The organism is Paenisporosarcina sp. NPDC076907, from assembly GCF_050269735.1.
GTDB lineage: Bacteria > Bacillota > Bacilli > Bacillales_A > Planococcaceae > Paenisporosarcina.
The window spans coordinates 797,101-822,345 of the sequence record NZ_JBNNIX010000001.1 but is presented as its reverse complement, the minus strand read 5'-3'; the positions used below and the strand labels follow the sequence as shown (position 1 = coordinate 822,345).

General features: G+C 38.2%; 23 protein-coding genes. 3 read left to right on the top strand and 20 right to left on the bottom strand.

Features of this window, described 5'->3' with window-relative positions; genetic code table 11:
• Positions 1 to 274: 274 nt before the first annotated feature.
• Both ACQKEV_RS04000 and ACQKEV_RS03995 read left to right on the top strand, forming a co-directional pair.
• The gene (locus ACQKEV_RS04000; RefSeq protein WP_427443586.1) at positions 275 to 601 is read left to right on the top strand and encodes a hypothetical protein; all 327 of its coding nucleotides are present in this window, start codon (positions 275 to 277) and stop codon (positions 599 to 601) included.
• Positions 601 to 1,215, top strand: a complete 615-nt coding sequence (locus ACQKEV_RS03995) for a transposase (protein ID WP_427443584.1) — start codon at positions 601 to 603, stop codon at positions 1,213 to 1,215. Before ACQKEV_RS04000 ends, ACQKEV_RS03995 begins: the two co-directional genes overlap by 1 nt.
• A 77-nt stretch (positions 1,216 to 1,292) precedes the next feature.
• On the opposite strand, the gene ACQKEV_RS03990 is transcribed toward ACQKEV_RS03995, so the two are convergent.
• The 11 genes from ACQKEV_RS03990 to ACQKEV_RS03940 form a co-directional block, all read right to left on the bottom strand.
• Positions 1,293 to 1,709, bottom strand: coding sequence for a hypothetical protein (locus ACQKEV_RS03990; protein ID WP_427443582.1), 417 nt, complete (start codon positions 1,707 to 1,709; stop codon positions 1,293 to 1,295).
• Between the two features lie 69 nt (positions 1,710 to 1,778).
• Positions 1,779 to 2,312, bottom strand: a complete 534-nt coding sequence (locus ACQKEV_RS03985) for a hypothetical protein (protein ID WP_427443580.1) — start codon at positions 2,310 to 2,312, stop codon at positions 1,779 to 1,781.
• Positions 2,313 to 2,822: 510 nt separating this feature from the next.
• Positions 2,823 to 3,740 carry a type II secretion system F family protein gene (locus ACQKEV_RS03980; protein ID WP_427457724.1) on the bottom strand — a complete coding sequence of 306 codons (918 nt, stop codon included), beginning with the start codon at positions 3,738 to 3,740 and terminating at the stop codon, positions 2,823 to 2,825.
• A gap of 3 nt (positions 3,741 to 3,743) precedes the next feature.
• A complete protein-coding gene (locus tag ACQKEV_RS03975) occupies positions 3,744 to 4,691 on the bottom strand; it encodes a type II secretion system F family protein (protein WP_427443576.1) in 948 nt (315 codons plus the stop codon).
• Positions 4,688 to 6,025, bottom strand: a complete 1,338-nt coding sequence (locus ACQKEV_RS03970; protein WP_427443574.1) for a CpaF family protein — start codon at positions 6,023 to 6,025, stop codon at positions 4,688 to 4,690. Before ACQKEV_RS03970 ends, ACQKEV_RS03975 begins: the two co-directional genes overlap by 4 nt.
• Positions 6,025 to 7,200 carry an AAA family ATPase gene (locus ACQKEV_RS03965; RefSeq protein ID WP_427443572.1) on the bottom strand — a complete coding sequence of 392 codons (1,176 nt, stop codon included), beginning with the start codon at positions 7,198 to 7,200 and terminating at the stop codon, positions 6,025 to 6,027. The genes ACQKEV_RS03970 and ACQKEV_RS03965 overlap by 1 nt, the downstream gene beginning before the upstream one ends.
• A complete protein-coding gene (gene cpaB, locus ACQKEV_RS03960; protein WP_427443570.1) occupies positions 7,200 to 7,772 on the bottom strand; it encodes a Flp pilus assembly protein CpaB in 573 nt (190 codons plus the stop codon). The genes ACQKEV_RS03965 and cpaB overlap by 1 nt, the downstream gene beginning before the upstream one ends.
• Positions 7,773 to 7,802: 30 nt before the next feature.
• Positions 7,803 to 8,723 carry a pilus assembly protein TadG-related protein gene (locus tag ACQKEV_RS03955; RefSeq protein ID WP_427443568.1) on the bottom strand — a complete coding sequence of 307 codons (921 nt, stop codon included), beginning with the start codon at positions 8,721 to 8,723 and terminating at the stop codon, positions 7,803 to 7,805.
• On the bottom strand, positions 8,723 to 9,103 hold the full coding sequence (locus tag ACQKEV_RS03950) for a TadE family protein (protein ID WP_427443566.1): 381 nt from the start codon (positions 9,101 to 9,103) through the stop codon (positions 8,723 to 8,725). Before ACQKEV_RS03950 ends, ACQKEV_RS03955 begins: the two co-directional genes overlap by 1 nt.
• Positions 9,100 to 9,609 carry an A24 family peptidase gene (locus tag ACQKEV_RS03945; protein ID WP_427443564.1) on the bottom strand — a complete coding sequence of 170 codons (510 nt, stop codon included), beginning with the start codon at positions 9,607 to 9,609 and terminating at the stop codon, positions 9,100 to 9,102. The genes ACQKEV_RS03950 and ACQKEV_RS03945 overlap by 4 nt, the downstream gene beginning before the upstream one ends.
• A 64-nt stretch (positions 9,610 to 9,673) precedes the next feature.
• Positions 9,674 to 9,841: a Flp family type IVb pilin gene (locus tag ACQKEV_RS03940; protein ID WP_427443563.1), complete on the bottom strand. Its 168-nt coding sequence runs from the start codon at positions 9,839 to 9,841 to the stop codon at positions 9,674 to 9,676.
• A gap of 137 nt (positions 9,842 to 9,978) precedes the next feature.
• On the opposite strand from ACQKEV_RS03940, the gene ACQKEV_RS03935 reads away from it, so the two are divergent.
• Positions 9,979 to 10,302 (top strand): DUF192 domain-containing protein, encoded by a 324-nt coding sequence (locus ACQKEV_RS03935; protein ID WP_427443561.1) that lies wholly within the window; start codon positions 9,979 to 9,981, stop codon positions 10,300 to 10,302.
• 220 nt (positions 10,303 to 10,522) lie between these two features.
• Here the strand turns inward: ACQKEV_RS03935 and ACQKEV_RS03930 are convergent, their stop codons facing one another.
• From ACQKEV_RS03930 to ACQKEV_RS03890, 9 genes are all read right to left on the bottom strand, one after another.
• A complete protein-coding gene (locus ACQKEV_RS03930; protein ID WP_427443559.1) occupies positions 10,523 to 10,708 on the bottom strand; it encodes a hypothetical protein in 186 nt (61 codons plus the stop codon).
• Positions 10,709 to 11,186: 478 nt separating this feature from the next.
• Positions 11,187 to 11,789 carry a hypothetical protein gene (locus ACQKEV_RS03925; RefSeq protein ID WP_427443557.1) on the bottom strand — a complete coding sequence of 201 codons (603 nt, stop codon included), beginning with the start codon at positions 11,787 to 11,789 and terminating at the stop codon, positions 11,187 to 11,189.
• Positions 11,777 to 15,031 carry a RecQ family ATP-dependent DNA helicase gene (locus tag ACQKEV_RS03920; RefSeq protein WP_427443555.1) on the bottom strand — a complete coding sequence of 1,085 codons (3,255 nt, stop codon included), beginning with the start codon at positions 15,029 to 15,031 and terminating at the stop codon, positions 11,777 to 11,779. The genes ACQKEV_RS03925 and ACQKEV_RS03920 overlap by 13 nt, the downstream gene beginning before the upstream one ends.
• 1,310 nt (positions 15,032 to 16,341) lie before the next feature.
• Positions 16,342 to 17,481, bottom strand: a complete 1,140-nt coding sequence (locus ACQKEV_RS03915) for a S1C family serine protease (RefSeq protein WP_427443553.1) — start codon at positions 17,479 to 17,481, stop codon at positions 16,342 to 16,344.
• A 15-nt stretch (positions 17,482 to 17,496) separates the two neighbouring features.
• Positions 17,497 to 18,714: a zinc ribbon domain-containing protein gene (locus ACQKEV_RS03910; RefSeq protein WP_427457721.1), complete on the bottom strand. Its 1,218-nt coding sequence runs from the start codon at positions 18,712 to 18,714 to the stop codon at positions 17,497 to 17,499.
• 471 nt (positions 18,715 to 19,185) lie between these two features.
• The gene (locus ACQKEV_RS03905; RefSeq protein WP_427443549.1) at positions 19,186 to 19,584 is read right to left on the bottom strand and encodes a hypothetical protein; all 399 of its coding nucleotides are present in this window, start codon (positions 19,582 to 19,584) and stop codon (positions 19,186 to 19,188) included.
• Between the two features lie 254 nt (positions 19,585 to 19,838).
• Positions 19,839 to 20,780 carry a hypothetical protein gene (locus ACQKEV_RS03900; RefSeq protein WP_427443548.1) on the bottom strand — a complete coding sequence of 314 codons (942 nt, stop codon included), beginning with the start codon at positions 20,778 to 20,780 and terminating at the stop codon, positions 19,839 to 19,841.
• Positions 20,770 to 22,629, bottom strand: coding sequence for a hypothetical protein (locus ACQKEV_RS03895; protein WP_427443547.1), 1,860 nt, complete (start codon positions 22,627 to 22,629; stop codon positions 20,770 to 20,772). The genes ACQKEV_RS03900 and ACQKEV_RS03895 overlap by 11 nt, the downstream gene beginning before the upstream one ends.
• Positions 22,607 to 24,775: a hypothetical protein gene (locus tag ACQKEV_RS03890; RefSeq protein ID WP_427457718.1), complete on the bottom strand. Its 2,169-nt coding sequence runs from the start codon at positions 24,773 to 24,775 to the stop codon at positions 22,607 to 22,609. Before ACQKEV_RS03890 ends, ACQKEV_RS03895 begins: the two co-directional genes overlap by 23 nt.
• Positions 24,776 to 25,245: the final 470 nt, after the last annotated feature.

The following is a 25,245-nucleotide window of genomic DNA, read 5'->3' as shown; positions in this document are numbered from 1 at the left end:
TTCAACCTACATATTTTATACCTACACTGTGAAAGAATAATAATTTGGGTGGCACCTTTTCCCCTTTTGGTACCTGTGCAATTTGGGTTAAAAGGTGCCACCCCGTTAAAATGATATGTTTTCTAAAAATACCCCAAAATAAAATTTTGCCCCTCTTTCCTAGCTGTTTTCTCCCTGTACAGGCCTCAAAATTGAATTTTGCCCTCTTTTAAACGATCAAAATTCAATTTTGACTATTGTCATGAATATCGCCGAACCCTTGGGGCACTTGCGATTGAGCTCTCATTTACGCTATGCTTCTAGTAAATGGCAGAAAGTTGGTGACAGATTGTCCTCATACATACTAAGTGTTGGGTTGAATGGTTTGAAAGAGCAGAACATTTCAGCCAAAGCGACTTTCCAAAGCGAAAAAGAGCAATATATTTTCATTGGTTTAGGCACAATAAAAGAAGCGCGTGAACGAGTTCTAAACAGTCTCCAATTAGCTGTTAATGTCATAAGTTTGGAACCTACCATTGCGAATTTGTCAGGCACTGAATCTATTAAATGGAAAATGAAAACTTCATCCATACATACAGCGATGATGTGTGGAGGAGCATGATGCCACGACGCAAACGCAATTGGCACCCTGCCGGCTGGTTCCACGTCATCATGCGCGGCAACAATCGTCAACAAATTTTCACTACACATGAGGACATGCTCGCTCTTTTCCGTACGATTGAAGAAGCGCGTGAACGCTATTCATTCACGATCATTGCTTTTTGCATCATGACAAACCACTATCACCTGCTCATCCGTTCTCCAGAAGTTCCTTTAGATAAAATTATGGCACGTATTAACCGTCGCTATAGTGATTACTACTCCAAAAAATATAACCATGTCGGTCGCATTTACGAAAAACGCTACTATTCAAAAGAAGCTGTTGGACCCTTCGCCCTTCTTGCCGTTAGTAGCTATATCCATCGAAATCCGATCGAGACGAAAAAGCCGATGGTCGAAAACTTAGCAGACTATCCATATAGTTCTTTCCCTTTGTACTGTTCAGACGAACCCTCACCAAGGCCATGGATAGATCTAGATTTGCTCCCTACCTTTCTTCCAATGGGCATCAATCAAACACGCCATAACTATAGTTTATATTGCCAGCTTTACCGGCAAGCCATTGAAGAGGACAAAAAATTAGCACTTCTATTAAGTGAAGAAGCTTGGTTGTAAGGTTGCTAGAATAAAAAAGAAGCGGCCGATGCAATGTCGGTCGCTTCTTGTTTACATATTAGTTGCGATTGATGACCCTAATTTTCTCCATATTCTTCTTGAAGATTTTCTAAAGCAGGAAGCAGAGATTCATCAACGTAGAAGGTACTTTCTTTTCCTTCGTATTCATCTTCCGTGTAAACCATGTTAATACCTGACGTTTCATTAAATCTCAAATTAATTTTAATAGTTGAGTCACTTTCATCCGTATAGATTTTGTCAGGATTATTTAACATCAATACGCAAAATTCTTTGACCATTGTAGAAATATCAAATTCATTTTGACCGTATACTTTGACATTTTCCATGTTCATAGAATTAACATCGGTAGATAAATATTTCCAATCAATTTCTTCCACTGATATTGGATCACGAACATCATCTGCAGAAGAACAAGCCGTTAAGAGAAAACTTATTAATAATAATGTTAGCAAGTTTTTAATGATTAGAATCATGCTCCTTTCGAGCCCTTTAATCTTAGGATATTTCGCATAAGTTTGTCGTTTCTTACACCGGTACCTGATTTAACCTTCCAGCAAATTATGTAGATTCCGTAGTAAGAATTCTCTTCCCATATCATCAAAGACGATTTGTTGATACGGGCTTCCATTATAGGAGCGTTCAATAGTAGATATGCCGTAGCTAGCGGACGTGTCATTGGTGACCGAGCGTTTCTTTCCTTCATCAGTAGTTTCTTCTGACAAGATGCCAAGTTTCTTGAGTTTGTCGTTTAAGATTTTGCCGCTGAGCTTTTTGGAAACGGTGAGGTCGAGTTGTTCGTTGACTCGACTGCAGAAGTCATTGATTCCAATCCGATGGTTTGGGAACTCCACTGCATCCAACTGTTTTTGTGTGATGATATACTTTTTTGGTGATTTCTTATGGTTTGAGTTTGGCTCATTCAGGTGATTCAGTAGTAGAAACAATGGTCGGATGACGCGTGGGTCTTGCAAGAAATGATGCTCATCTAACGGTTGATCCGTTAAGGGATGGACCCCATTTGCCATTTTTTCGAGTACTTGTTTCGCCTCTAAAAGTCTCATCTGTTGATTGGCCATTTTATTCCCTTCTTCCTAACTTTCTCTTCCCTACTACCATTTTTCGACAAATGCCCATTTAATTCCTTCTAAAACTTTGTAATTCAACAATTGTTTGTTGCACTTGCAGCCGATCTAAGCTCTTTTTATGTTTTCACTTATTTTCTTGAAAGTAGCTGGCGGAAGCCAGCTACTTTCGAAGGTTGTGGGCTAAATCTGCGCACCTAATTAAAGTGCCAGCTATACCATACAGCCTGAAGAAAACGAAAAGATCGAAGTGGGGTTTCACTTCGATCTTTTCGTTTTCTTATATGGCATTATACATTTTCTATTTATATACTCGTGGGTGGCACCACTTAAATTATGACAATTTACAACAATGAAAAATTATACAGACTCCATCTTGGGAAATCCACTGATTTAAACCTTCCGGTTTTTCCGCATACAATTGTCGTGTATATTCTGAATTATTCGGTGCACAGGTACCCCCAAAAAAAAAAACAGGTACCCCCCAACAACAACACCACCACCCTACAAAACCGAAACAATCAAATAAACAATCATCGGACCCAACATCACTATAAAAATCGCTGGAAAGATAAAGAGCAGCATCGGAAAAATCATTTTAACCGGAGCCTTCATCGCTTGCTCTCTCGCCATTTGGGTTCGTTGTTCTCTGATTTTCACGGTCAAAGAACGGATGACTTTTGCCATTCCCACACCAAGCATATCTGCCTGAATTAACGAGGTAATAATGGTTTGAAAAGGTGGGACTGGAACGCGACTTCGTAAATCTGCATAAGCTTCTCTTCTGGATTTACCGAGTTTCATGTCTTCGAGTGTCAGTAAAAACTCTTCTGATAGCGGTCCTTTTGTATGCTGACAAACTTTTAGGATGGAAGCATCTAGCCCCATCCCCGCTTCAATGGACAAGTTGACCATATCAAAAAAATCCGGCATCGATCTTTGTATTTCGCTTCTGCGCTTTTTAATTAAGACACTTAAGTAAAAGGACGGGTAGTACATGCCTGGCGCAGCCAGTATTCCCGCAACTACCATACTAGAGAGGATGTTCGCATCCATTCTGATCAGTAATAAAAAGACCATCATGAACAATACAACCCAAATTAGCAGCTGGAGAAATTTGAAATCCGTTGGCGATAAATTGAAAGGATAACCGGCCTCTCTCAATCGTTGGTCCAAATCCTTCTTCTTGGAAGCTTTTGTTACCTGGTCAATCACGCGCTTGACTCGATCATTTATCAACTTCATAAATAGAAGATGCTTTGTATTTCGACGACTTTTATCAGGTATCACTTCGTCAATCGTAAAGTAGCTGTCAATTCTTTTCCTGATAGCAATTTGTTTTTTATAGATATGTGTTAATAGGGCTCCAATGAAGAAAAAGAAAGATAGGCAAGTAAATAGAAAAGTAAATAAGACAATCACAGCCTACACCTCAAAATGAACAATTTTATTAATAATCAACCATCCAACCACCATACTGATTGATCCGAAGATCACCATTGCCCAACCTAAAGGATGCGAAAATAGGAGTTGGAAGTACTTTGGGTTTGCGAGTTTAATGTAGATGGCAAGTGCGATTGGAAGAATCGTAATAATAATGGCAGACAACTTCCCTTGGGCAGTCAAGGTCTTTACTTCATCGCGAATTCGGGATCTATCAAAAATGGTCTCCTGCATGGTTTCGAATAAATAGGCTAAATTCCCACCAGTGGACCGTTGAATGATAAGGGTATTTAACACTATTTCAAGCTCTTTATCTGGTAATCGTTCAAGCATATGTTGAAAGGCCACATCCACCGGGATGCCGAAATTGATTTCTTGCAAGGCTTTCAGGAATTCAGGTCCAAGTGGTTCGCCAATTTCGTTCGCTACTAAATCCATTGCTTGCATAAAACTGAAACCGGCTCTAAGGGCATTGGCCATCGTACCGAGTGCTTCTCCGAGTTGGGTTGAAGCCAGCTGTAAACGCTTGGTGCGTTTTTTCTTCACATAAAGGATTGGTACATGAAAACCAATCACGCCTAACAAAACAATCAGTATCAAATGCATGTTGTAGACTTGACCGACTGACATACAGATCACTGTGAAAATGACTCTGCTAAGAAACAACTCGCCCAGTGAGAGTTTTACACCTGACTGTATAAGTAACTGCTGGTGTTTTGTCAGATTGATCAGCTTTTCAATCCCGTTACTCACTTTCTTTAGTCGTGAGTTTCTGGCAGGTAGTTCATTCTTCTCTTGGACTTTCTCCTCGTAGACAACATACTTTTTTAACCGTTTTTCATATTTCCCTTTATTCGCGATGTTGGTAAACACAATTTTGAAAAGAGCAGTCGTCAGAAGAAAGGTGATAATTAGGAGGAGTGGTGTCATCTCCACTCCTCCTTAAACATTGCTTTTATGTTAGGGTCTGCATGCGTTAGTTTATCGATGCAATTTGGAAGAATGCCCGTGGTACTGAAGCTCGGTTCTAGCTTTCCAGACGATAAAATTCTCCGTTCGTTGTAGATGAAAATATCTTGAAGGACGATGGTATCCCCTTCTAAACCTAACACTTCAGTAATTCGTGTAATCTTCCTTGAGCCATCCTTCATTCGTGCTTGTTGGACAATCAGATCCAGCGCCGCTGCAATTTGTTGGCGGATGGCTTTTACAGGCAGGTCAAATCCTGCCATTAAGACCATGGTCTCAAGCCTTGCGAGTAGATCCCTTGGGGAGTTCGCATGTCCTGTTCCGAGACTTCCTTCATGACCTGTGTTCATGGCCTGCAACATATCGAGTGTCTCAGCACCTCGGACCTCTCCGATGATGATTCGATCAGGACGCATACGGAGGGCATTTCGCACAAGATCGCGAATCGTAATTTCCCCTTGTCCTTCAATGTTTGGTGGCCGTGCTTCTAGCGCAACAACATGTTCTTGAAAAAGTTTTAATTCTGCCGCGTCCTCAATCGTCAAGACACGCTCACTTTTCGGAATAAATGAGGAAATCACGTTCAGTGTACTCGTCTTACCGGAACCGGTTCCCCCGCTAATGAAAATATTAAGCTTTGATTCTACTGCTGCTTTTAAGAAACTGGCCATATGGTCATTTAATGAACCCATTCGCAACAAATCTTTGATTGAAAAAGGGACTGTAGAAAATTTCCGAATGGTCATCGTAGGTCCATTGAGTGCGAGTGGCGGGATAATGGCGTTGACGCGAGAACCATCTGGTAAACGGGCATCTACCAATGGCACACTTTCATCAATTCTTCGTCCGAGTGGTGCCACAATTTTTTCAATGACGCGCAGCACGTGCAAATGGTCGCGAAACCGAATGGACGTTTTTTCTATTTTTCCGTTCACTTCTATATAAACAGCATCTGGACCATTGACCATGATTTCTGTAACGGAAGAATCCGCAAGAAGCGGTGAAATCGGACCATATCCCGTCAGTTCATGTATCACATCATGTTTCAATTTCTTCTTTTCCTCGAATGACAGATGACTTCCTTCCTCGCGTAAAAAATCATCCGTGTACGTTTCGATCAGTGGTTCAATGTCCTTCTTTTGATGGACAGGTTTTTTTAACTCTGCTACGAGAAGATTATGGAGCCTTATCTGCAATTCGGTTGACTGACTCCCCGCGCTAGTCGGTTTAATGATCTTTTCTTCTTTGATTTCCGGTAGCGTCTGTTGCCCACTTAAACGTGTTAATAAGGACATTACCTACGTCCCCCTACCCGTTCTTTCAATCGGCTCTTTTTCTCATTGATCAGCGTCTCGCTACTCGGATTATATAAAGACTCTGCGAGTCGAAAAATCTGTTTGGCCACTGGAGACTTTGGAGTAGAATAGCATAAAGGCTTTCCTTCATTTACCGCTGTAAGCATTGCTTTATCCATTACTGGAATGGCAGTATGAATTTTTCTCCCCAACACCTTTTCAACCATATCTGTTTTAATCCCTTTTTCTTTTGACTGTCGATTTAATACGACTTTCACGCGTTCCCCTAGCTCCAAGGACACCAATGTATCAATTAAGAGCTTGCTGTTTTTTAATGTGGGCAAGTCGAGGTACGTCATCGCTAATATTTCATCCGCATGCTCGAGCGCGACCAGAACGTTTTCATTCATATGACTGGATGCATCAATGATTACCACGTCATATTCCTGTTTCAACTGACCGATCGCCTTTTTCACATCCTTGCCTGTTATCACTTCCGCAAACTCCGGTCGTGGTGGAGCAGCTAAAATCGAAAAGCCATCTTGGTAAGGGGTCATATACCGCTCTATGTTCTCACCTTCTTGATCTTCTTTCACCCATTCATAGATGGATTGCTTCGGCTTTACATCTAAAAACATGGCCACATCACCAAATTGAAGGTCTAAATCAACAACGGCCACTTTCATCATTTTCTTTGAAAAGGCTACTGCCAGATTGACAGCGACTGTTGTTTTTCCAATGCCGCCCTTGGTACTACACACAGTAAAGACCTTGCCATTTTTTAGTGGATTTACTGGATGCTGCTGTATCCACTTACCGTCACTTTTTTCAATCGCAAGATAGAGATCTTCTTTTATTTTTGAAAGGTGTGAAGAAATAAAAAGAACATCATCTGCACCAGCGCGTAAAGCACGTTTCATATCCAAATCTTCTTCAGTTGGAAATGCGAGCAGAATCGATGTTAATGGATACTTCTGTGTAATGATGGAACTGATATGGTACACATCATACGTATTGGAGTATGGCAGTAACACAATACATGGCTGCACGGATTGTAGCTGCTCCATTAACCTGATCTCGTTTGCAACCCAATAAATATGGAGTTCAGTGTCCTCGATTTTCTTGATTAAGGCAATCCATTCTGTGCTTTCAGGGATTGATAGTATGTTAACCATTACTTAAACACCCCTTTGTGTAATTCATTTTCGTGAACATGTGTATGTTCAGGTTGTAGCTGATCGTCCCCATCCGGTCTAAGCATGAGATACAGTTCATATTTCGAAGAAAAGCCCAGGAACAGACCTTCTTTAGGTGTGACTTCTAGCGTAACCATCTGATAACGTTTCATCGTCTCTTCGTCGTCTGCTGCATGTCCAACCGCTAAAACGTTTACATTTTGCAACAGCATCGTCGCAGAATCGTGTTGGGATTCCTGTACATTTTCTTCTGGAGCTTCCATGACAGCAATCACATCCACTGAGGAACCGGGACGAATTAATCCTGCGACACCTTGAACATCCGTTACCTCAACTGTCATCGCACGTTTGCCTGTTGCAACGGTTATGACTTCTTCCTCTTTTTTCTCTTCATCCGGTTTTTCAACTTCCTCTGTTTCTTTTTCCTTGTCATTTACAGAAGTCGTCGGTTTGGCAACTGGATCTGACTTCTCCATAAACACTACATACATCAATCCTGCAGCAATTACCCCAAATACCATCGCTAGTAACCACACTTTTTTCGTCGTCATCCGTTCACCCGCTTCTGTGAATTCACTTGATTATTTTACGAGCTTCACTCCATAGATCCCAAAGTCTTCCCCCGGGGAAAACGTGCCACTTTTAATAATTTCAATAAACCGTCCAGTTATTTCATGCTTGTTTACTGATTCAATCCAGTAGGCAGCGAAGCCCACCACCAACACGTCGGATCTTCCATTCACGTGGTCATACGTATCAATCAACGGCAAAATGACGACTCGTTTACAACTAGCGTCTGCTTTTTCGTAGGTAGAGCAGTTCGGGTTGTTTTTTTGATCTTCTTCTATCCTGTAAGAAAACCCAGCTTCAACTTTCCCCCAATTTTGTCCGGGTTCGGTCTCAACTTCTTCCCCAACTACAACCGTTTTCTTTGTGCCATTCGCTATTGCCTGTCCAAGAACATTTGCGCCTCGTCCATCGATGGCAAGATAGTTATAGTTTCCTTTTGTACCTTGTCCAGGCTTAGCATTAAGAGGATACAGAGCCCCTTTTTGATACGTGGTATTTTCCAAACCCACAGGGATGACTCCGTTTCCTTTCACTAATGCCCCTTGGATTTCAGCCCGAGCGAATGCGCTTACGACCGTATTTTGAATACCTAACACTCTGGCAAATGTCAGTTCTTTCGTGACTGTTTTCTGTATTTCAATATAGTTATCCCCAGTCGTGATTTCATCCTCATTTACGGTAAAGCCATTTTTCAATGCGAGATCGATTGCCACTTGTATGGCGTCAGACTCGGAATCTTTGATTAACTGGGCACCGCCAAGAACAGCTGAATCAATGGCTTTTTGCAGGCGGCTTTTTTCAACATACAGCCCCCCTATATCGACTACGAGGGCAATGAAACCGATTAACATGAACATACTTAACGCTACGATCAGCAAAGCCATTCCACTTTCATCTTTCAGGGACGAGTTGGACTGAATGATTCTATTCACTATTCCACCCTCATGACGGTTGTGTCTTCCAAATTAAAAGTCCCGATCAGTTGTCCAATAATCGGTGTTAAAAAGTCGACTGGATACGTTAATTTAATTGTCGTTTCGCTTCCACTTGCTCTGTTGGCTTTGCCGTTTGGTGTGATGGAAACGCCTAGTTTCTGTTCATCCAAACTACTGGTAGAATCAGTTATTTTTAAATGAATAAGAGAATCTTCCGTTCCGACTGTGGCCAGCCGCGCCGCTTCTCTCCCTGCATGGTCAAGCGTTAAGTACACATGAAATACACGAGCGAAATCAGTAATGCCAAATAGAATTAATAAGAGAATAGGAAGTATCAATGCCGTTTCCACTAATGTCTGGCCTTTTTGTGACTTCATCCAAACGTCTCCATTAAAAAAGTTGATAGCACACCAAGTGCAATCGGAACTGCATAAGGAAGCGAAAGTGCTCTAGGCATTTCATTTTTTATGAGTAAGGCACCGTTTGTACTTTTCAAAACGACGGCAGAAAATAGCATTTGTTTGATGGTATAGCCAAGTTCTCTTCGCTTCAGCAGCAGAACGATGGCAATGAGTCCACCGAGTAGTCCAGCATATATGCCGGTATAGAAAATAAAAGTAGTCCCTTTCCAAGCCCCAACAGCAGCAAGTAACTTCACGTCCCCGGCCCCTATGCCCCCAAGTAGAAACGGGATGATTAATAATCCAAGTCCAACCAAAAAGCCTTCCCCACTATATAAAAAGCCTTCTAACCCAGAAACAAAGGAATGATAAATGAACGCAAGTAATATGGCTGGAAGCGTAACGAGGTTAAATATTTTACGATGGCGAACATCGGTTATGACGGAAATGATGAGTATAAGGATGATGGCTACATTTGTCATAAGGTGAGCTCCTTTTGTTCAGTAAAGTAGCCCAACCAGTAGGAAGGGCTACATTTCTGATGAGTTAAACAGCTGTAAGTCTCGTTAGGATGGTATTAAAAATACGTACCAGTTGCGGCCCGATCAGTGCCAACACGGCGACGACGCCGATTGAAATCAATCCGATTAACAGTCCATACTCCGTCAAAGCTTGTCCTTCTTCTTCTTTAAAAAGTCTTTTTAATTGACCCATCTTTGCGACCTCCCAGTTAATACCAAAATCATTCGTGTAACACTCTACACTATATAAACGTGCACCTCACTTTAGAACATAACCGACATACAAAATCATATAGTGAACAAACAAATTATTTAGGAGTTGGTAGGTTCATGGCCAAAACAATAGACTTACAAATACAGATTACGCATGCAACCAATTTTGGGAGTCGGTTCAAAGGTCTACTATTCCACAGAAAACCCATCACAGAAGAAGGGCTTCTGCTGAAACCCTGCAACTCCGTTCATATGTTTTTCATGAGATTTCCGATCGATGTGGTTTTTCTTGATTCATCAAATAAGGTGGTAAAAGGCGTGTCTGACTTAAAACCATGGAGAATCGTTCCCCCTGTTTCAGGTGCTCATTCTGCACTGGAACTACCGACGGGGACGATTCGTGAGAGGGAGATTTGTGTTGGGGATTGGATAAAGGTATGAGAATAAGGTGAGTGGGTTGAGTCTTTCGTCCTTTTGGTACCTTTTTTTCTGGGTGGCACCTTTTCTTCTTTTGCTACCTTTCTTTCTGGGTGGCACCTTTTCTTCTTTTGGTACCTTTCTTTCTGGGTGGCACCTTTTCTTCTTTTGGTACCTTTCTTTCTGGGTGGCACCTTTTCTTCTTTTGTTACCTGTGCATTTTCAGTCAGAAAGTGCCACCCACTCAAATAAACTCTTGCAAGTTTTGCAGTCCGATCTCCACTCTGTCAAGACCAGCTTCCAACTTTTGTTGGCCTACTAGCAGACTTTTTTGACCAGTCTCCAAGTTTTGTTGACCTACTTCCAGATTTTTTTGACCGATTTCCAACTTTTGTTGACCTACTTCCAGACTTTTTTGACCAGTCTCCAAGTTGGCACGTGTTCATTTTCACCTTTTAAGTACCATTCCTGTCATAGATTAAGGTTTAGTTGAGCTTCCTAAAGCAATCAGCTCTACTATGATGCGCCTGTAGAAAACGAAAAGATCGAAGTGACGTCACTCACTTCGATCTTTTTTGTGTCTTATAAGGAGATTAATATGTCGTTAGAAACTAAAAACTTCTCATGGGTGGCACCACTTAAATTATGACAATTCACAGCAACGAAAAATTATGCAGACTATACCTCAGAAAACCCATTGATTTCAACTTCCCAGCCTTTCTTCATGCAATTGACGCGAATAATCTGATTTGTTTCTTGCACAGGTACCTAATGATTTGTTTCTTGCACAGGTACCTAATGATTTGTTTCTTGCACAGGTACCTAATGATTTGTTTCTTGCACAGGTACCTAATGGATGTTGCACAGGTACCTGATGGAATGGATCGAAAAACAATTATTATTTGAATTCACACAATTCTTATTAAAATAATTGCTATTAAAAGAATAATTGTCATAATAATGGAGCTCTTCTCTAATCGTTTTATTGACAGCGTCTGATTTTTATCAGATTGTTTAACCATTTCTTTCAATTCCAAGTTTTTTTCCACAAGTTGATTGATGTTCCTTTGCAACTCTATTACTGAATTGTTGACAGTAGATACACTCGAAGACATTGATACAACTTGTTGTTCAAGTATATTAGTTTGTGAATGAAGATCCCAAACATCCTTTCCAACTTTAGATGTCTCTAGCTTAATGACCCCTATCTGTTCTTTTAAATATTGCTCAGTCTCAGAAAAAGAACTTACTATTGTAGAACTCAACTCTTTAAATCTATTTTCATTTTTGTTTAATTGCAATTCAAATTCGTTCGATTTATCAATAAAATGCGTTTGGATGATTTCAAGCGCATCTGTTGTCAGCTTCACTCGTTCTAACTGCTTCTCCACCAACAAATGTTGTGCCTCGATCTCCCTTAAATATGTTGATGCTTTCTTGACATGTTTAATTTCATTTCCTAATTCATCAATATATGACTCTAATTTATCAATTTTCTCTAATTGTCCCACGGATATTCACCACCTATTCTTACTTCTTTAATTTTAGAATTTACATGTTTTACAAGTTGTCCATAAGAAAATTCATCTTCAAAAGATTTATTGACAATTTTTTTATCTTCTATCGAATTAAAACCATTAGTTATCAAAATTTTGCTCAATATTAATTTTTCTTCCTGTATTAAAAATTCATTTGCTACATCTACAATGGATAACAATAATTCTTTACGAAGGTCATCTTCTAATTTAGTGATATGTTTAATAGATTGAATTAAACGCTGTTTAGATTCTTTAGTTAAAGAGCCGCTGCTTACTAAAGTAGTAATTCCTTCTATTAAATTTAATGCTGGATCATTTTTATAACTTTCTAGAAATCGACTTAATGTAATAGATAAATCTTTTATCTCATTTTCATTTTTGGGTACTGTTTTATCGTTTGTTTCCACATAATAAATTTTCCACCAATTATTTAAATTATGAGGAATGGCTACTGTTTTTTCTAATAAATACACATCGTCATTACGTTTAAAATAAGTTTCTAATTTATGTTGAAAGTCATCTGAACCTTCAAATTCAAGTACGTAATTAAACATATTTTTTAGTGATTGTTTACGGGAGTATATAACATTATCGTTATACCATTTAAGTAAAATATAAGCATACTTATATAAAGGTGAAAAAGAATGAGATTCATAAACCTTTAAATAATCTTGCATCTCCAAATTGTTGTATATAGCTGATTCAGTAAAGGTAGAATCATATTTTTGAATATGTTTAAAAACACTATACTTAATATTGTTCTCATCATAATCATTTAGATGCACAATAATTGAATTCGACTTCCATTCAATTACCCAATCGTCTACAAGTCCAAGAAGTGCCAGCCTGTAAATTATTTTTTCATTATCTCCCTGTTTTGGGATATGGACTTTCCCGTTGTCTTTCAGATATTCAAAATAAAAATCACTGACTATTGAAGTTTCTTCATCAACATCCTTTAATCCTTTTTTCATTAAAAACATGATGCTATTTAAATCGCCTTGTAAAACTCTTGTTGTTTTTTCTATTTCATCTAACTTCGTATCTAATCCAAATAAAATATTTCTTTGATAATCGGTTAGCTTGTCTTTTGTAAATAAAATATAACAATCAGAATCATAACGATCCCTTCCTGCTCTACCTGCCTCTTGGTAATATGATTCTAGAGAAGCAGGAATACCGTAATGAATAATCGAACGAACATCCGACTTATCAATCCCCATACCAAATGCCTTTGTAGCTACTAATACATCTAATTTATTATTCATAAATGCACTTTGAACGTTCTCTTTATATTTTGCAAAGTCTTGCGTATGGAAGTCCTTTGGTTTGCTCCCACTATAAAAAGCCGTTTTTAAGCCCAATTGATTTCTCAGCTGATTACTTAGCTTAAAACATCCGTTATGCCCGCCTGCAGTCGGTGTAAAAACAATAAGAGGATAAGGTTTTTTATCTTCTTTTACCACCTCAGCTAACTTATCTTGTTTCTTAACCCTGCTAGCCTCAACAACATGAAAATGTAGTTCTTTTCGTGTAAAGTCTGAGATCGTTTTAATGTTTTGGCTAGAAATATCTAATTCATTACGAATATCTTGTAATACTTTTGATGAGGCTGTAGCGGTTAATGCTAAAAAAGTTGCAGTTGGAGCATATCTTCTTATAGTTCTAGCTAACGCTAAATAAGATGTCCGAAAATCATGTCCCCACTCGGATAGACAATGAGCTTCATCCATCACTGCATATGCAAATTGCTTTTTTGCTTGAATCATCTCGATTCGATTGCGAAATTCCTGTTGTTGAAACCTTTCCGGTGAAATAACTAAAAATAGAAATTTTCCTTCTGTAAAACCATTTAAATTATCTGATGCACTTTGAGGTGGCAAATCTCCGTTAATATAATCGATACAATCCACAAAGTGTTTATCCTTTAAACTTCTTACTTGATCGACCATTAACGATTTTATTGGTGCAACAACAAAACTGATAGCTGGCTGTAAGAAAGTGCAGATTTGATACGTTAAGGATTTACCACCCCCAGTTGGTAAAAGTCCTATAGTGTCATTACGATTTAATGTATTAACAATAATATCAATTTGTCCTGCATTAAATGTGCTAAATCCATAAAGCACATTTAATATATATTGGAGTGACGCCAAATGTTGCTCTTCTTTAATTGCATAATTCACGATATATCCTGTATTCATCGTACGGTAATTAGTTTCTTCAAAATAATCGTCCCTTATATAAATGATAGAAGGATCATTCAATGTGTCATCCCAATACTTCCCAACTAAATTGTCTATACAAATGTATTCTTTTTTCATCGAAGAATGGACATATATTTTAGGAAGTGAAATGGTATCATTAAACAGTTCCCCAATGACTTCTAACCATTTATTTAAATCCTCCAAAGCGAGTTGAAGTGATTGAGCCTGCTGCTGAGTACTTACTGCAAAATCCCACTGTTTATCGCTAAATAGAAGTTGCTCAGCTTTGACTAATTCTATAATCAACATTTGAAAGCGGTAAATCTCGGTTAACTGATAGTGCAATTGATATGAAGATGGATTTTCTAAATACTTTTCAAACAATTTTATTTTCGATTCGTGTAAATAATAGTTTTCGCGAAGCTTTATGGTAAGATTTCTATAATCTTTATTTTTAATTTGCGCAGTTGAAATCCGAATTACAGTGATTCCATATTTACTTAAAAACTTGTCACGTACTTGATCTAACTTTTGTTGTTGACTATCTTCATGATTGATTCCATCCACTTCTATGACTAGTTTTAACAGCGGACTATAGAAATCTACTTCTTGCTTTTCAAAATTACTTTCAGGAATAATATGAGTGAGTGGACATTCTGCAATAAATAAATCTGCTAAAAAGCTTTTTTGATTATATATTTGACGTAATTCTTGGTAAAGCGTTAAAGCAGGATAAAACTGATTTACATCATCTCCCCGAATTGAACGACTCCAATCTGTTGGTAAAGTTTGTAAAAGCCGAACATCAGCCATTTCATGGAGATAAGATTGTTTTAGATGAAGTTTCTGACGTAAAAATGGTGTTGCAATAGTTGGATTTCCTCGAACAATCAAGTTTTGAATTATAGAAAGAATAGGATTATCCGAAGTCTTAGAAGCCTTATGAGGAACATTTTTTATCACAAAATGGTTATTAACCTTTGCGTAACCGGAATTATAATGAAGCATCAGAAACATCCTTTAAATTATTTGTGTTAAAACAGGATATGATTTATATGTTCTTTATTTTGTCACTACGTCAGATATATTACACACCATTCCATAAAATCCTTTGTATACACTAAAAGATAGACGAAACATTTAGTCTCCATCATGCATTCGATTAAAGACTCTTACTACTAGGTATGAAACTTTTTCTTCTGCCTTCAATTATAACCATCTTATACCATTCATTAGATTAAAAATAGTCTTAATAACCCTTATATAAACAAATAAATGTAAAAAACACTAGTTAAAAATGTTCATATAAAGTTATTTGAATTTTAAAATTTCAAGAACTCTTGCATTCTTTAAAAAAATCAAATTATATATTGAATTAAAAGATATGCCTTCTTTTTTTACTTCACGACATTGCCGAAGAAATAGAAAATGCCTTTCTGACAAAAGCCGGAAAGGCATTTTTTTTGAAACAATGCGTTGATCATTTGACGCTTATAAATATAAATTGACTCTTTCAAGCTTCGCGGTATTCAAAAATCGTTCTCAAGCTTTTCCGTATTTACTGCTTTACCTTGAGTTTCAGTTAAAGTTGCCTCCCATGCTAAGTAAGGTTGCAATTTCTAAATAATTTTATAGAATTAAATCAAAAAATTGTTGCACTTCAAAATTGATTATTAAAAATAATCGACTTAATTTTTCTGAATGGCACCACTTAAATTATGAAAATTTACAAGTTTAATCATTTATGCAGAACCTATCATATAAAAACGATCCCCTAAAGCTTTACGGATTTCAACCATGTAATTATAGTGAATAATTCGAATAGTTTTTTACACTGATACCCGATTTAAAGGTATTATAAGAATAATTTTATTTGGCGAAAGTCTTACCTCCTTTTGGTACCTTTCTTTCTAGGTGGCTCCATTTCCCTTTTTGGTACCTGTGTATTTTTCAGCTATTGAAGCTTCCTAAAGCAATCAGCTCTACTATGATGCGCCTGTAGAAAACGAAAAGATCGAAGTGACGTCACTCACTTCGATCTTTTTTGTGTCTTATAAGGAGATTAATATGCCGTTAGAAACTAAAAACTTCTCATGGGTGGCACCACTTAAATTATGACAATTCAAAGCAACGAAAAATTATGCGGATTTTATCTCAGAAAACCCATTGATTTCAACTTTCCAGTCTTTCTTCATGCAATTGACGCGAATAATCTGATTTGTTTCTTGCACAGGTACCTAATGGAAAGGTGAACAAAAGCAGCATTCATCTGAATGCTGCTCTTCTTTACTCCTATAAATGTGGGCCGACAACCACTATCATTCTATCTTCTCGCCTTTTCCGGACAGTAGTTTCATCTGTCCGTTTTCATCCCCTACTTCATATTCAAGTTTGTATTTAGAATATGTGCTTCCATCATTCTTGAGTTCCTCTGCCGTGATGAAAATCATCACACTCACTTCATCCCCATTTGAATCGGTGAGCAGTTCATCAATGGCAACAGCTTTCGTGTACAAATAGCCATCCCTGAATTCTTCATAGGAAGTTTTGGACTGCCAGTTGCTTCCCAATAGGGAATAGGCTTCTACAAAATCGCCGGATTCTATGCAATCATAAAAAGCAATGACTAATTCCGATGCTATGTCCTCCTCTGAATATGACTCTTCTTCGGATTCGGATTCGTTTTCTTCGGCTGCAATTTCCGGCAAGTTTTCGAGTGGGGTTGACGACCAATTTTCAATCAGCGAATAAACGGAAGCAATCGGAATGCTGAAACCAATGGTACCTTGATCCATTCCTGCCGAATTTATGCCGATGACTTTACCTGTCTTCTTATCTATTAACGGTCCGCCACTATTACCTGGAGCAATTGGTGCGGAGATTTGGTACACGTCTACGTAGTGAAACGGTTCGAGATCAAAATCGCGGTCAACTCCACTGATGATTCCCGTCGTGACTGTATTCTGGAGTCCCAATGGTGTGCCCAACGCCAACACTTCATCACCGATTTCCGCTTTACCTTCCTTATCAATGATCATTGGAGCTGTCGTAGAAAGTCCTGGCACTCGGACCAATGCCACATCCGTGTCTTCACTGATTCCGATTACCGTCCCTTCGAATTCGCGTTCATCTTCCGTTATTACCTTCACTTGTTTAGTGTTGGAAACGACGTGAGCATTTGTAATCACATCGCCTTTCTTGTTGTATAAGAATCCAGAACCAAGCGACCCATCGTCCAGTTCAATTTTAACGACAAGTTTTTGTGAACGCTGAATGATTCCCTTCAGATCGGTCGAAACGAATTCTACATCGCCCTCTGCCACACCATTGGCAGACTTGAAAGCAGATGCTGCCGTCAACTGTCGAGGAACCATTTTATCAATATACCAATAGCCAAAAGTGCTCACGCTTAACAAGGCAAGCGTCACCACACTGCTGACCAACCATCTAATTGACATTCCATTGCCTCCAGACTATTCCAAATACCATGTGATATTATCAATTTCTACAGTGGCACCTTCGTCGTAAATCCCATAATACGAATCGCTAAAGGAACCCTTTTCCCCAACATTCAGATAATAAGTATCCAGAGTGGTGAAACTATCAGTCACATAACTTCCAAAACTGTCATAAATCGAGTAATAGATGGTGATGGATGATAGATTGGAGGTTGAAACATTCTCGATATCCCCGTACAAATTCAGATCACCATACTCGTCTACTTCCCATTCAATAGAGATGACATCGACAGCCGCGGTACGGTTCAACAAATCTTCCTTTGCAGCTTCCTCTAGCGCTTTTTCAATGCGAGTTCTTTCAGCTTCCTCAAATGCCAACTGTTCCTGTTCAATTTTTGTCTTGTAGGCAGTCAGCTTTTCATGGTTTGTAGCATACTTCAAACCACTTTCTACTGAGGCTGCCGCTTCACTGAACTGGTTATCTTCCAACTTTGTACTGGCATCCTTTAAGGTCACCTCTACAATCTTATTGATAACCTGTTTTTTAACCGCTTCTCCCTCCGAAGAAGATATTGTATTTAGAACGGACAGCTTTCCACCCAGCTCCGCTACATTATTGAGCGGCTCTATTTCTTTTTTTATGGAAATTACTTTCAAGGTGACGGCTTGTTTGTCTGCTTTTTCAACGAGCGGGGCATACAATTCACCCGACTGGCTGGAAAGACCTTCTTGAACTTCGGTCAGAAGTTTCTCGGATGCGGCATAATCCTGATTTTTTATCAATTCCCCTGCACTTGCCAACTGGTTGTTAAACTTATGAGCCAACCGCACGGCGGAAAGACTTTTCTGCACGGCCTTATAGCCAGGTCTCAGCTCGACTGCCGAGTCCAATTTTATGATTGCCGCTTCATAATTCGCGGCAAGAGCTAGTTGTTCACCTTTTTGTTTAAGCTCTATGACTTCAGCGTTTATGGTTTGCTCATGAAAATAAAAAACAGTAAGAGTTGCCACCATGAATACAGCTGTGAAAACAGGAAGTGTGATAGAGAATACAACGGACTTCTTGCTTTTCTTGGTCGTTTCCAGATGAATTTTCTCAGGATTTCCAGCGACAGAATTCGCTAAAATCGCCTTACCGCTTTCATTACTTAAATTATTCAAAATTATTGTACCGCAATTCGGGCAATACAGCTCGTTCCCCTGTATTTTCCGTCTGCATTGTGAACATTTCATTGTTAAAACCACCCAATATATACCAATTTATTTCATTTCTATTTTATCATATTATGAGTTAGCTATATAGTACGATTGTCGCATTACGAATAATATTGTCTAACTGTCCTAGTTGATAAATCCAGCTCACCTTCAAGCTTTAAATGCAGATCTTCACTCTTCTTTATGTCGTTGCCAACTCCTATAGTATTCAATTTCCCGCAGGCACAAACGCCTGAATTCCAATGCAACTCATGAAGGTTTCTAAACGACCCATTTCATGAATTGTTATCAATTGTCAGAATTGTTTTCCCGGGTGGCACCGTGAAATTTATAACAATTGAGTGATATGCATTTTTAAACGCCAAAAGAATCCAGCAGATCGATGACTGCTGGATTCCTGAAATATCATATACAATTGTCGCTAATAATCTAAATAGTTTGTTGCACAGGTACCTCTAATTCCATCATGCAGTTGTGACATGGGATGATTTATTGATATTCTATTCTAGTTTTCTTTAGTTCTTTTCCATTCCAAATGAATCGAACAAATACCTCAGTGTTGTCTTCCTTCTTAGCTTTGCGATTTAATGAACCATTGGATATAACAGAATATATCTCATATTTCATCGCATCTTCCCAAGATTGAGCTTTAAATTGCTTATGATACAAGACTATATTTTTATTGAATTCTTTAAAATACAACAAATCTTCACCGTTGATATGGTGTTTAGCAGGATAATTGATGTCCCCTTCTTTTTCTCGAAAGGGTTCAACATTCAGGTTTACTCTATCACTTTTACTCGTCCAAAAAACAAAATATCCACACTTTGGAGTTGTAATCTTAAATATTCCCACAGTTACTTCTGGTAAATTGTCTATATTATCCATGAATACTGCCCCTTTGTGCCCAAGTTCATTTTTTGTGTGCCCCTGTGTCAAGAACTTTAAAGAAAGTTTAAAGAATCATATTTATTAAAATTGTCATGATTGTTTTTGACACAGGCGGGAAAGGTAAAGATGAATGGTGCTCGACCGACACTATCATTCTATCTTCTTGCCTTCTCCGGACAGTAATTTCATCAGCCCTTTTTAACCCCTACTTTTTTATAATCTAAATAGTTTGTTGCACAGGTACTTCAAATCTAGAAGAAATACAACCCTGTCCCAACAGCAACTGTAATACCCTGAACGATAGAAAGTGTAATTAACCATTTGCGCATCGATTTACCTTGCTCTGCCTGCATGGACAGTAATTGTTGAAGTTGCTCGTGCTGTTCTCTTTGCATTAGCACAAAATTACCTACTTGAGTATCCTGGACTTCATTTTGCTTGATAATTGCTAACTCTTGTTTTGATTGAGTTTGTTCTACTACCTGTTCTAGATGTTCAAATTGTGCAGTTGCCTTTGTTTGCTGCTTTGTTTGCTCTGATATCAATTCCTTGTTAATTTGTTGCACTCCTGTAAGGACATGCTGAATATCCTTAAATTGCAAAGTACTTGCTACTTCAAAAGTCTTTAATCGTTCTTCATACTTCGCATCGATATCATTCGCAAGTTGTTTCCAGTTTGCTTCTCGCTTCTCAATTTCAGCTTGTTGATTTTCTACAAGGTTTGTTAACTGCTCATGCATGTTTGTAATCGAAGCTTGATAGGCGGTCAATGTAGATGATAATTTGCCATTCATGTCCGCTATATTCTGCTCTACTTGTTTAATAAAATGTTCTTCTACAAAATGCTTTTGCTGCTCGCCAATTTGCTGGAATGCAACATATACTTGATTCAGCTTAGTCATTAGTTTTACTGTTTCTTCAGATAGAACTGTCTGAATGACTTCGTCAGCGTTTTTTGCTGCAATACGCATCTCAGCAGTTGCTTGTTGAGAAGTTGCTTGAAAGCTATGCTCAATTTGTGCCATAGATCGTGACACATATTCCGCAGACTTCTCAACTTTTTGGAATTCATCCTCAAGCCTCGCTAAGTGAATGTTCATTTGATTCTTTAAATCGTCATAGAATAGTGCATCATTCACTTCTTGTAAATCGCGTAATGACTGCTTATAATTTGCGACTGTTTTACTCGACATAATCTATAATCCTCTCTGCCTGCATTTTCAAGACATTCCAATATTGATGCGCATACCATTTCTCGTTTAAATTTGAATTCACATCATCCAATTTCCTTTTATATTCATTGGATTGATCGACAAAGCTTTCCATCAGGAAAAAGTCTAATTGGTTCGCTCGAGCAATATCGGACTTCCATTCCTCTTTAGCCTTTAGCTTCTCATCAAGTAGCGCTTGGAGTTTGTTGTTTTTTGCATTAAGTTGTTTGTTCATCTGTTTCAATTCTTCTTTTTCAAGCTTAATTGCAGCTTTCTGATTACGAAAAGGCTCTTTTAACAAGTCACAGCATTTTTTAACATGTCTATTGAGTTCTTCCTCGAAGCGATCTATTACCTCTGCTAGTTTCCGCTTCGCATGGCTTACGTCACTCGAATAGCTAGACTCGAGTAAATAGCGGTCTATTAAATAATCAAAATGTAAGTTTGTTCGAAATATCTCCTCAGGAAAATCCATTTCAGGTAAATTAATGGAAATCAAACGGCAATCTCCGCGAATTTTTATATTTAAGAGTTCAACTTGTTCCTTCGCAAAATCTTCTAACTCTCGGACATTCCCACGGAATTGAGATTTTAAATGACTCGCCTTTTTAGTTCCTACCGTTAGGTTACTCCAAGAATTAAAGTTAACCGAAGGGAACGCCGGAACGTTAAACCTGGACCAATCTTTTTGAACATCTTTCAGCCGAGTAAGCTTTCTCTCTTCCTTCTCCAGCAGCTGTTTCATATGATTGATATTTAGTTGGAACTCCTGTTTCTCCAGATTCATTATCTCAATTTCATGCTGCAGTCGGTTTAGCTCATCTTGACTCTCTTTCACGATAAACCGCTCAATCGATTTCAGCTTTTTAATTTCTTGTTCAGGGGAGTTTATATTCGTTAAATCTTTAACAAGTTCTTCAAAGATTTCATCGACCCATCTACTCGCCAGATTAAAAATTTTCGGATATGCTTGCTTCAAGTCCACCCACGAATCGCCAAATTCCAATGGATAAATAGCAGTAGCTAGCTCATGTTCCTCACAAACTCGTGCGAGCTCGTCATGATATATCTGCTTAAATTGTTCAGCAGATATTATTTGCTTTGCAACAATCTGCTCCATAACCGAGCTATTCGATACACTCCGAGTCAATAAAATGCGAAACTGTTCCGGTAGGACAAGCCAATCTTTAACTAGCTCCTTTTCTAACTTTGTGAGCGCTGTCATCTGACTTGATATTTCCATAATGATGCATACCTTACAACGTGCAATATACTCTTTTAATACCCGATTAACATGGAGCATTTCTTGACTATCTTTGCTATCATCACCAGGCAAATCGATAATCGATAAATCCCGGACACGACTATCAATATCTGCACGGTTAAAATACTTTTTCGGGATTTTTACGATGACAGGCTTTAGCGAAAAGGATTTGTTCTTATAAATCGAAACTCGTAGATCACCCATCACTTTTTCAAGATCATTAAATGTCTTTGCCAGATGGATTTCTCCAGATGGCCAAATCACTTCAAAATCAGCGGTTGTAGAACGTTGAAAAATCGTACACGTAATAGTTGCAGACTTTCCTTTCTCCCGTCCCCCACGTAATGAATCTGATAGTTTGTTCAAGTGAGAGAATCCAATACCCAGAAGTCTTAATATAAACGTTGTCTTTCCCACTTGAGTTGGACCATAGACTCCTACATAGACTTGCTCTTTATCATCAATTTTCTGATCGAATCGCTTAAATCCATTCATGAAAAGGGAGGCAGCAGACTTCGTCCAATCCCACTTTGTTTCCTCATACTTATATAAATACGGTTTGTTCATATTTTTCCCTCTTAATTTTATTGCTTAACAATGAGATTTTTCGAATGGTATAGTTGATTTGCTCTACTTCACCGACCTTATCATGCTGTCCTGATAGCTCAAGATGTCTGGATAAAAGCTGATCTGCCATTCTCTCGTAAATGCGGCGTAATGAATTGGTGAATGCTTTTGCTTGAATTAGCGGAAGCTCGTTGAATACACGTTCCCCAGCCTGAGCTAATTGAAGTTGTCTTTCATTTGCTTTGCGCATACTTTCCTGGATTGCTTTTGCCGCGTAGGCAGCAGCGAAACCTGCACCCATAATGGCTAAAAGTTGAGGGGCAGTAATAGAAATACCTACACTGGACAAAGCTGACACTGCATGATTGACCAAATCCAGCTCACCATCAATAATGCCATCTACGCCAAGAATAAGTGGAATTGATTTTAGTAGTTTTGGTGCAACTACAGCTAATTGATTCATGTTTGAAGCTAAATCAAACTCAGCTGATGCTTTATCAAGCAACTTTTCATCCAAGGTTGCATGACCATTTTCATGTATATCTTGTGCGATGAAAGATTCACGAATAAGCATGGCTCCCATAACAGCCATCGTTTTGTAATCATCATGTTTCAAAGATGTTGGCAATGTATCATTATTTGTAAAGTATGCATCGATTCTATCAATTGGAGTTGACTCTAAGAGCTGTGGTGACCGAATCTCTGTTGCTGATATTTCCTGCATCATCAATTCCAGTGGAGAAAGTTCTTGTCCCGAATCATTGATTTCCTTTTTATCATCGAAAGCTTTAATTACTTGCTTACCTTCCTGCGCAACGTAATTGGACACCACTTTTAAAATTTCCAAGTTCGGTTCTAAATATGTTTCTGGCTTCTCCTCGCCTTTGTTTAATATGCTTACTTGTTTATTATTAGGATTGTTCCAAATGGCATGGATTTTATTTTCTAATGCATATAATTCTTCTGGCCTTTGACCGAAGAATTTCGTTTTTAGCTCCTTTGTCCATGATGCATTGGCAGCTAAATAATTCCGCAGTTCATCCGTTGATGGTTTAACACGCCGTGAAAGCTCCGAGCTGATCGCTTCCTCTAAATCGCTCAAGTATTTCTTATATTGGACCTCAAATTGGAGCAAAACATCATAACGATCACCTGAAAGTTGATTGTTCAACTGTCGACTCTTCATTTCTTGTTCCATCATTTTTCGTAAATCCAACATCACATCATCGATTTGTTTCGTTAAGTTTAGAATTAATTGAGTTTGCAAATTATCAGTTGTACTGTTTCTATAGCAATATGTATCTATTGAAGCCATTAATTCCTGTTTCCAGGTTTGTGGATAATCGGGGCCTTGACCGGTCACTACTACCCGATTGCTTTCTGCTGGCTCGATTTCAAATTCCTGCAGGATTTCTAGTTTGAACTTGTCGTTTTGCTCTGGATTTATATTTCCAAAGGATAGGGCAATAATTGGTTTTACGTTTCTGTATACTTCTTTCACTTTTCGCATCATTATTTGAGTTGATTCACGGGCATAAGTATCTTTACGCAATACCATTACTGAAGAAGTGGATAAATATAAGATATGCTCAAGAAGCATCTGGGAAATGTCTTCATTATCTTTTTCAAATCCCGGGAGCAACACGATGGATTTATTCTCATCAAATAAATATCGGTTTGGGACGATACACTCCAACCATAAATCTTTATTGAGTAATGGATATAAGGAGATTTCATTGAATTTTTCTATGGAGATTGATTCACGCCCAACAGACAATCCATTTTCATTCGATTTTGCACGATAGACATAAGTTTCAATTACTTGTACATCTTTCTCTGTAATAAAGACAGGGAGACGTTCCCCACGTGAACTATTCACCGGCAAAAGAGAAGCCGGTAAATCATACAAGGTTTTTAGAATTGTGGTTTTACCAGTTCCTTGTAACCCCGTAATAGCTAATAACGTACGATTTCCCATTAAATTTGTGAGAGTTAATTTGTTGTATAGTACCGATAGCTTCTGTGAAATCTCCTCTTTTTGCTTATCCAAACTTGCCGCAAATGTTGTAGTACCTAGTTCAGTAATTAATTCACGAATATGTCGATGATAACTTTCTATTAAATATTCTTTTTCTTCTTTCAACACATTTACCACCCCTAAAATTTTTAAATGATACATTTAACCCAAATACTTATGGGCATATTATCATTCAGAATGTCCTTCATTTCCCATTCGATAATCACTATTATATCTTATGAATAACTATTTTTCTGGTAAATCTTACATATTTTTTATGTTCCTGTGTCAGAAACATTCCGAGATAGTTTAAATAATCACATTTATTGCGATTTTCAAGATTGTTTCTGGCACTTGAGCATCATCACAACGAAAATGCCTCTCTGACAATAAAATCAGAGAGGCATTTTCTTGTATATAAAACAAGGTAATTATTATTGTGCTTGAAGCTTGAATTGATTACACTGGGCGCCTAGTCTGTGAGAGTTAACAACATCAAACATTTGTAATTTTACACTCTTAAGATAAATCGCTTTTGTGCATGTATTTATGATTTTGTTGTGTGTGGAGACTTTGTAAAAATTTCTGTGTTTTTAAAA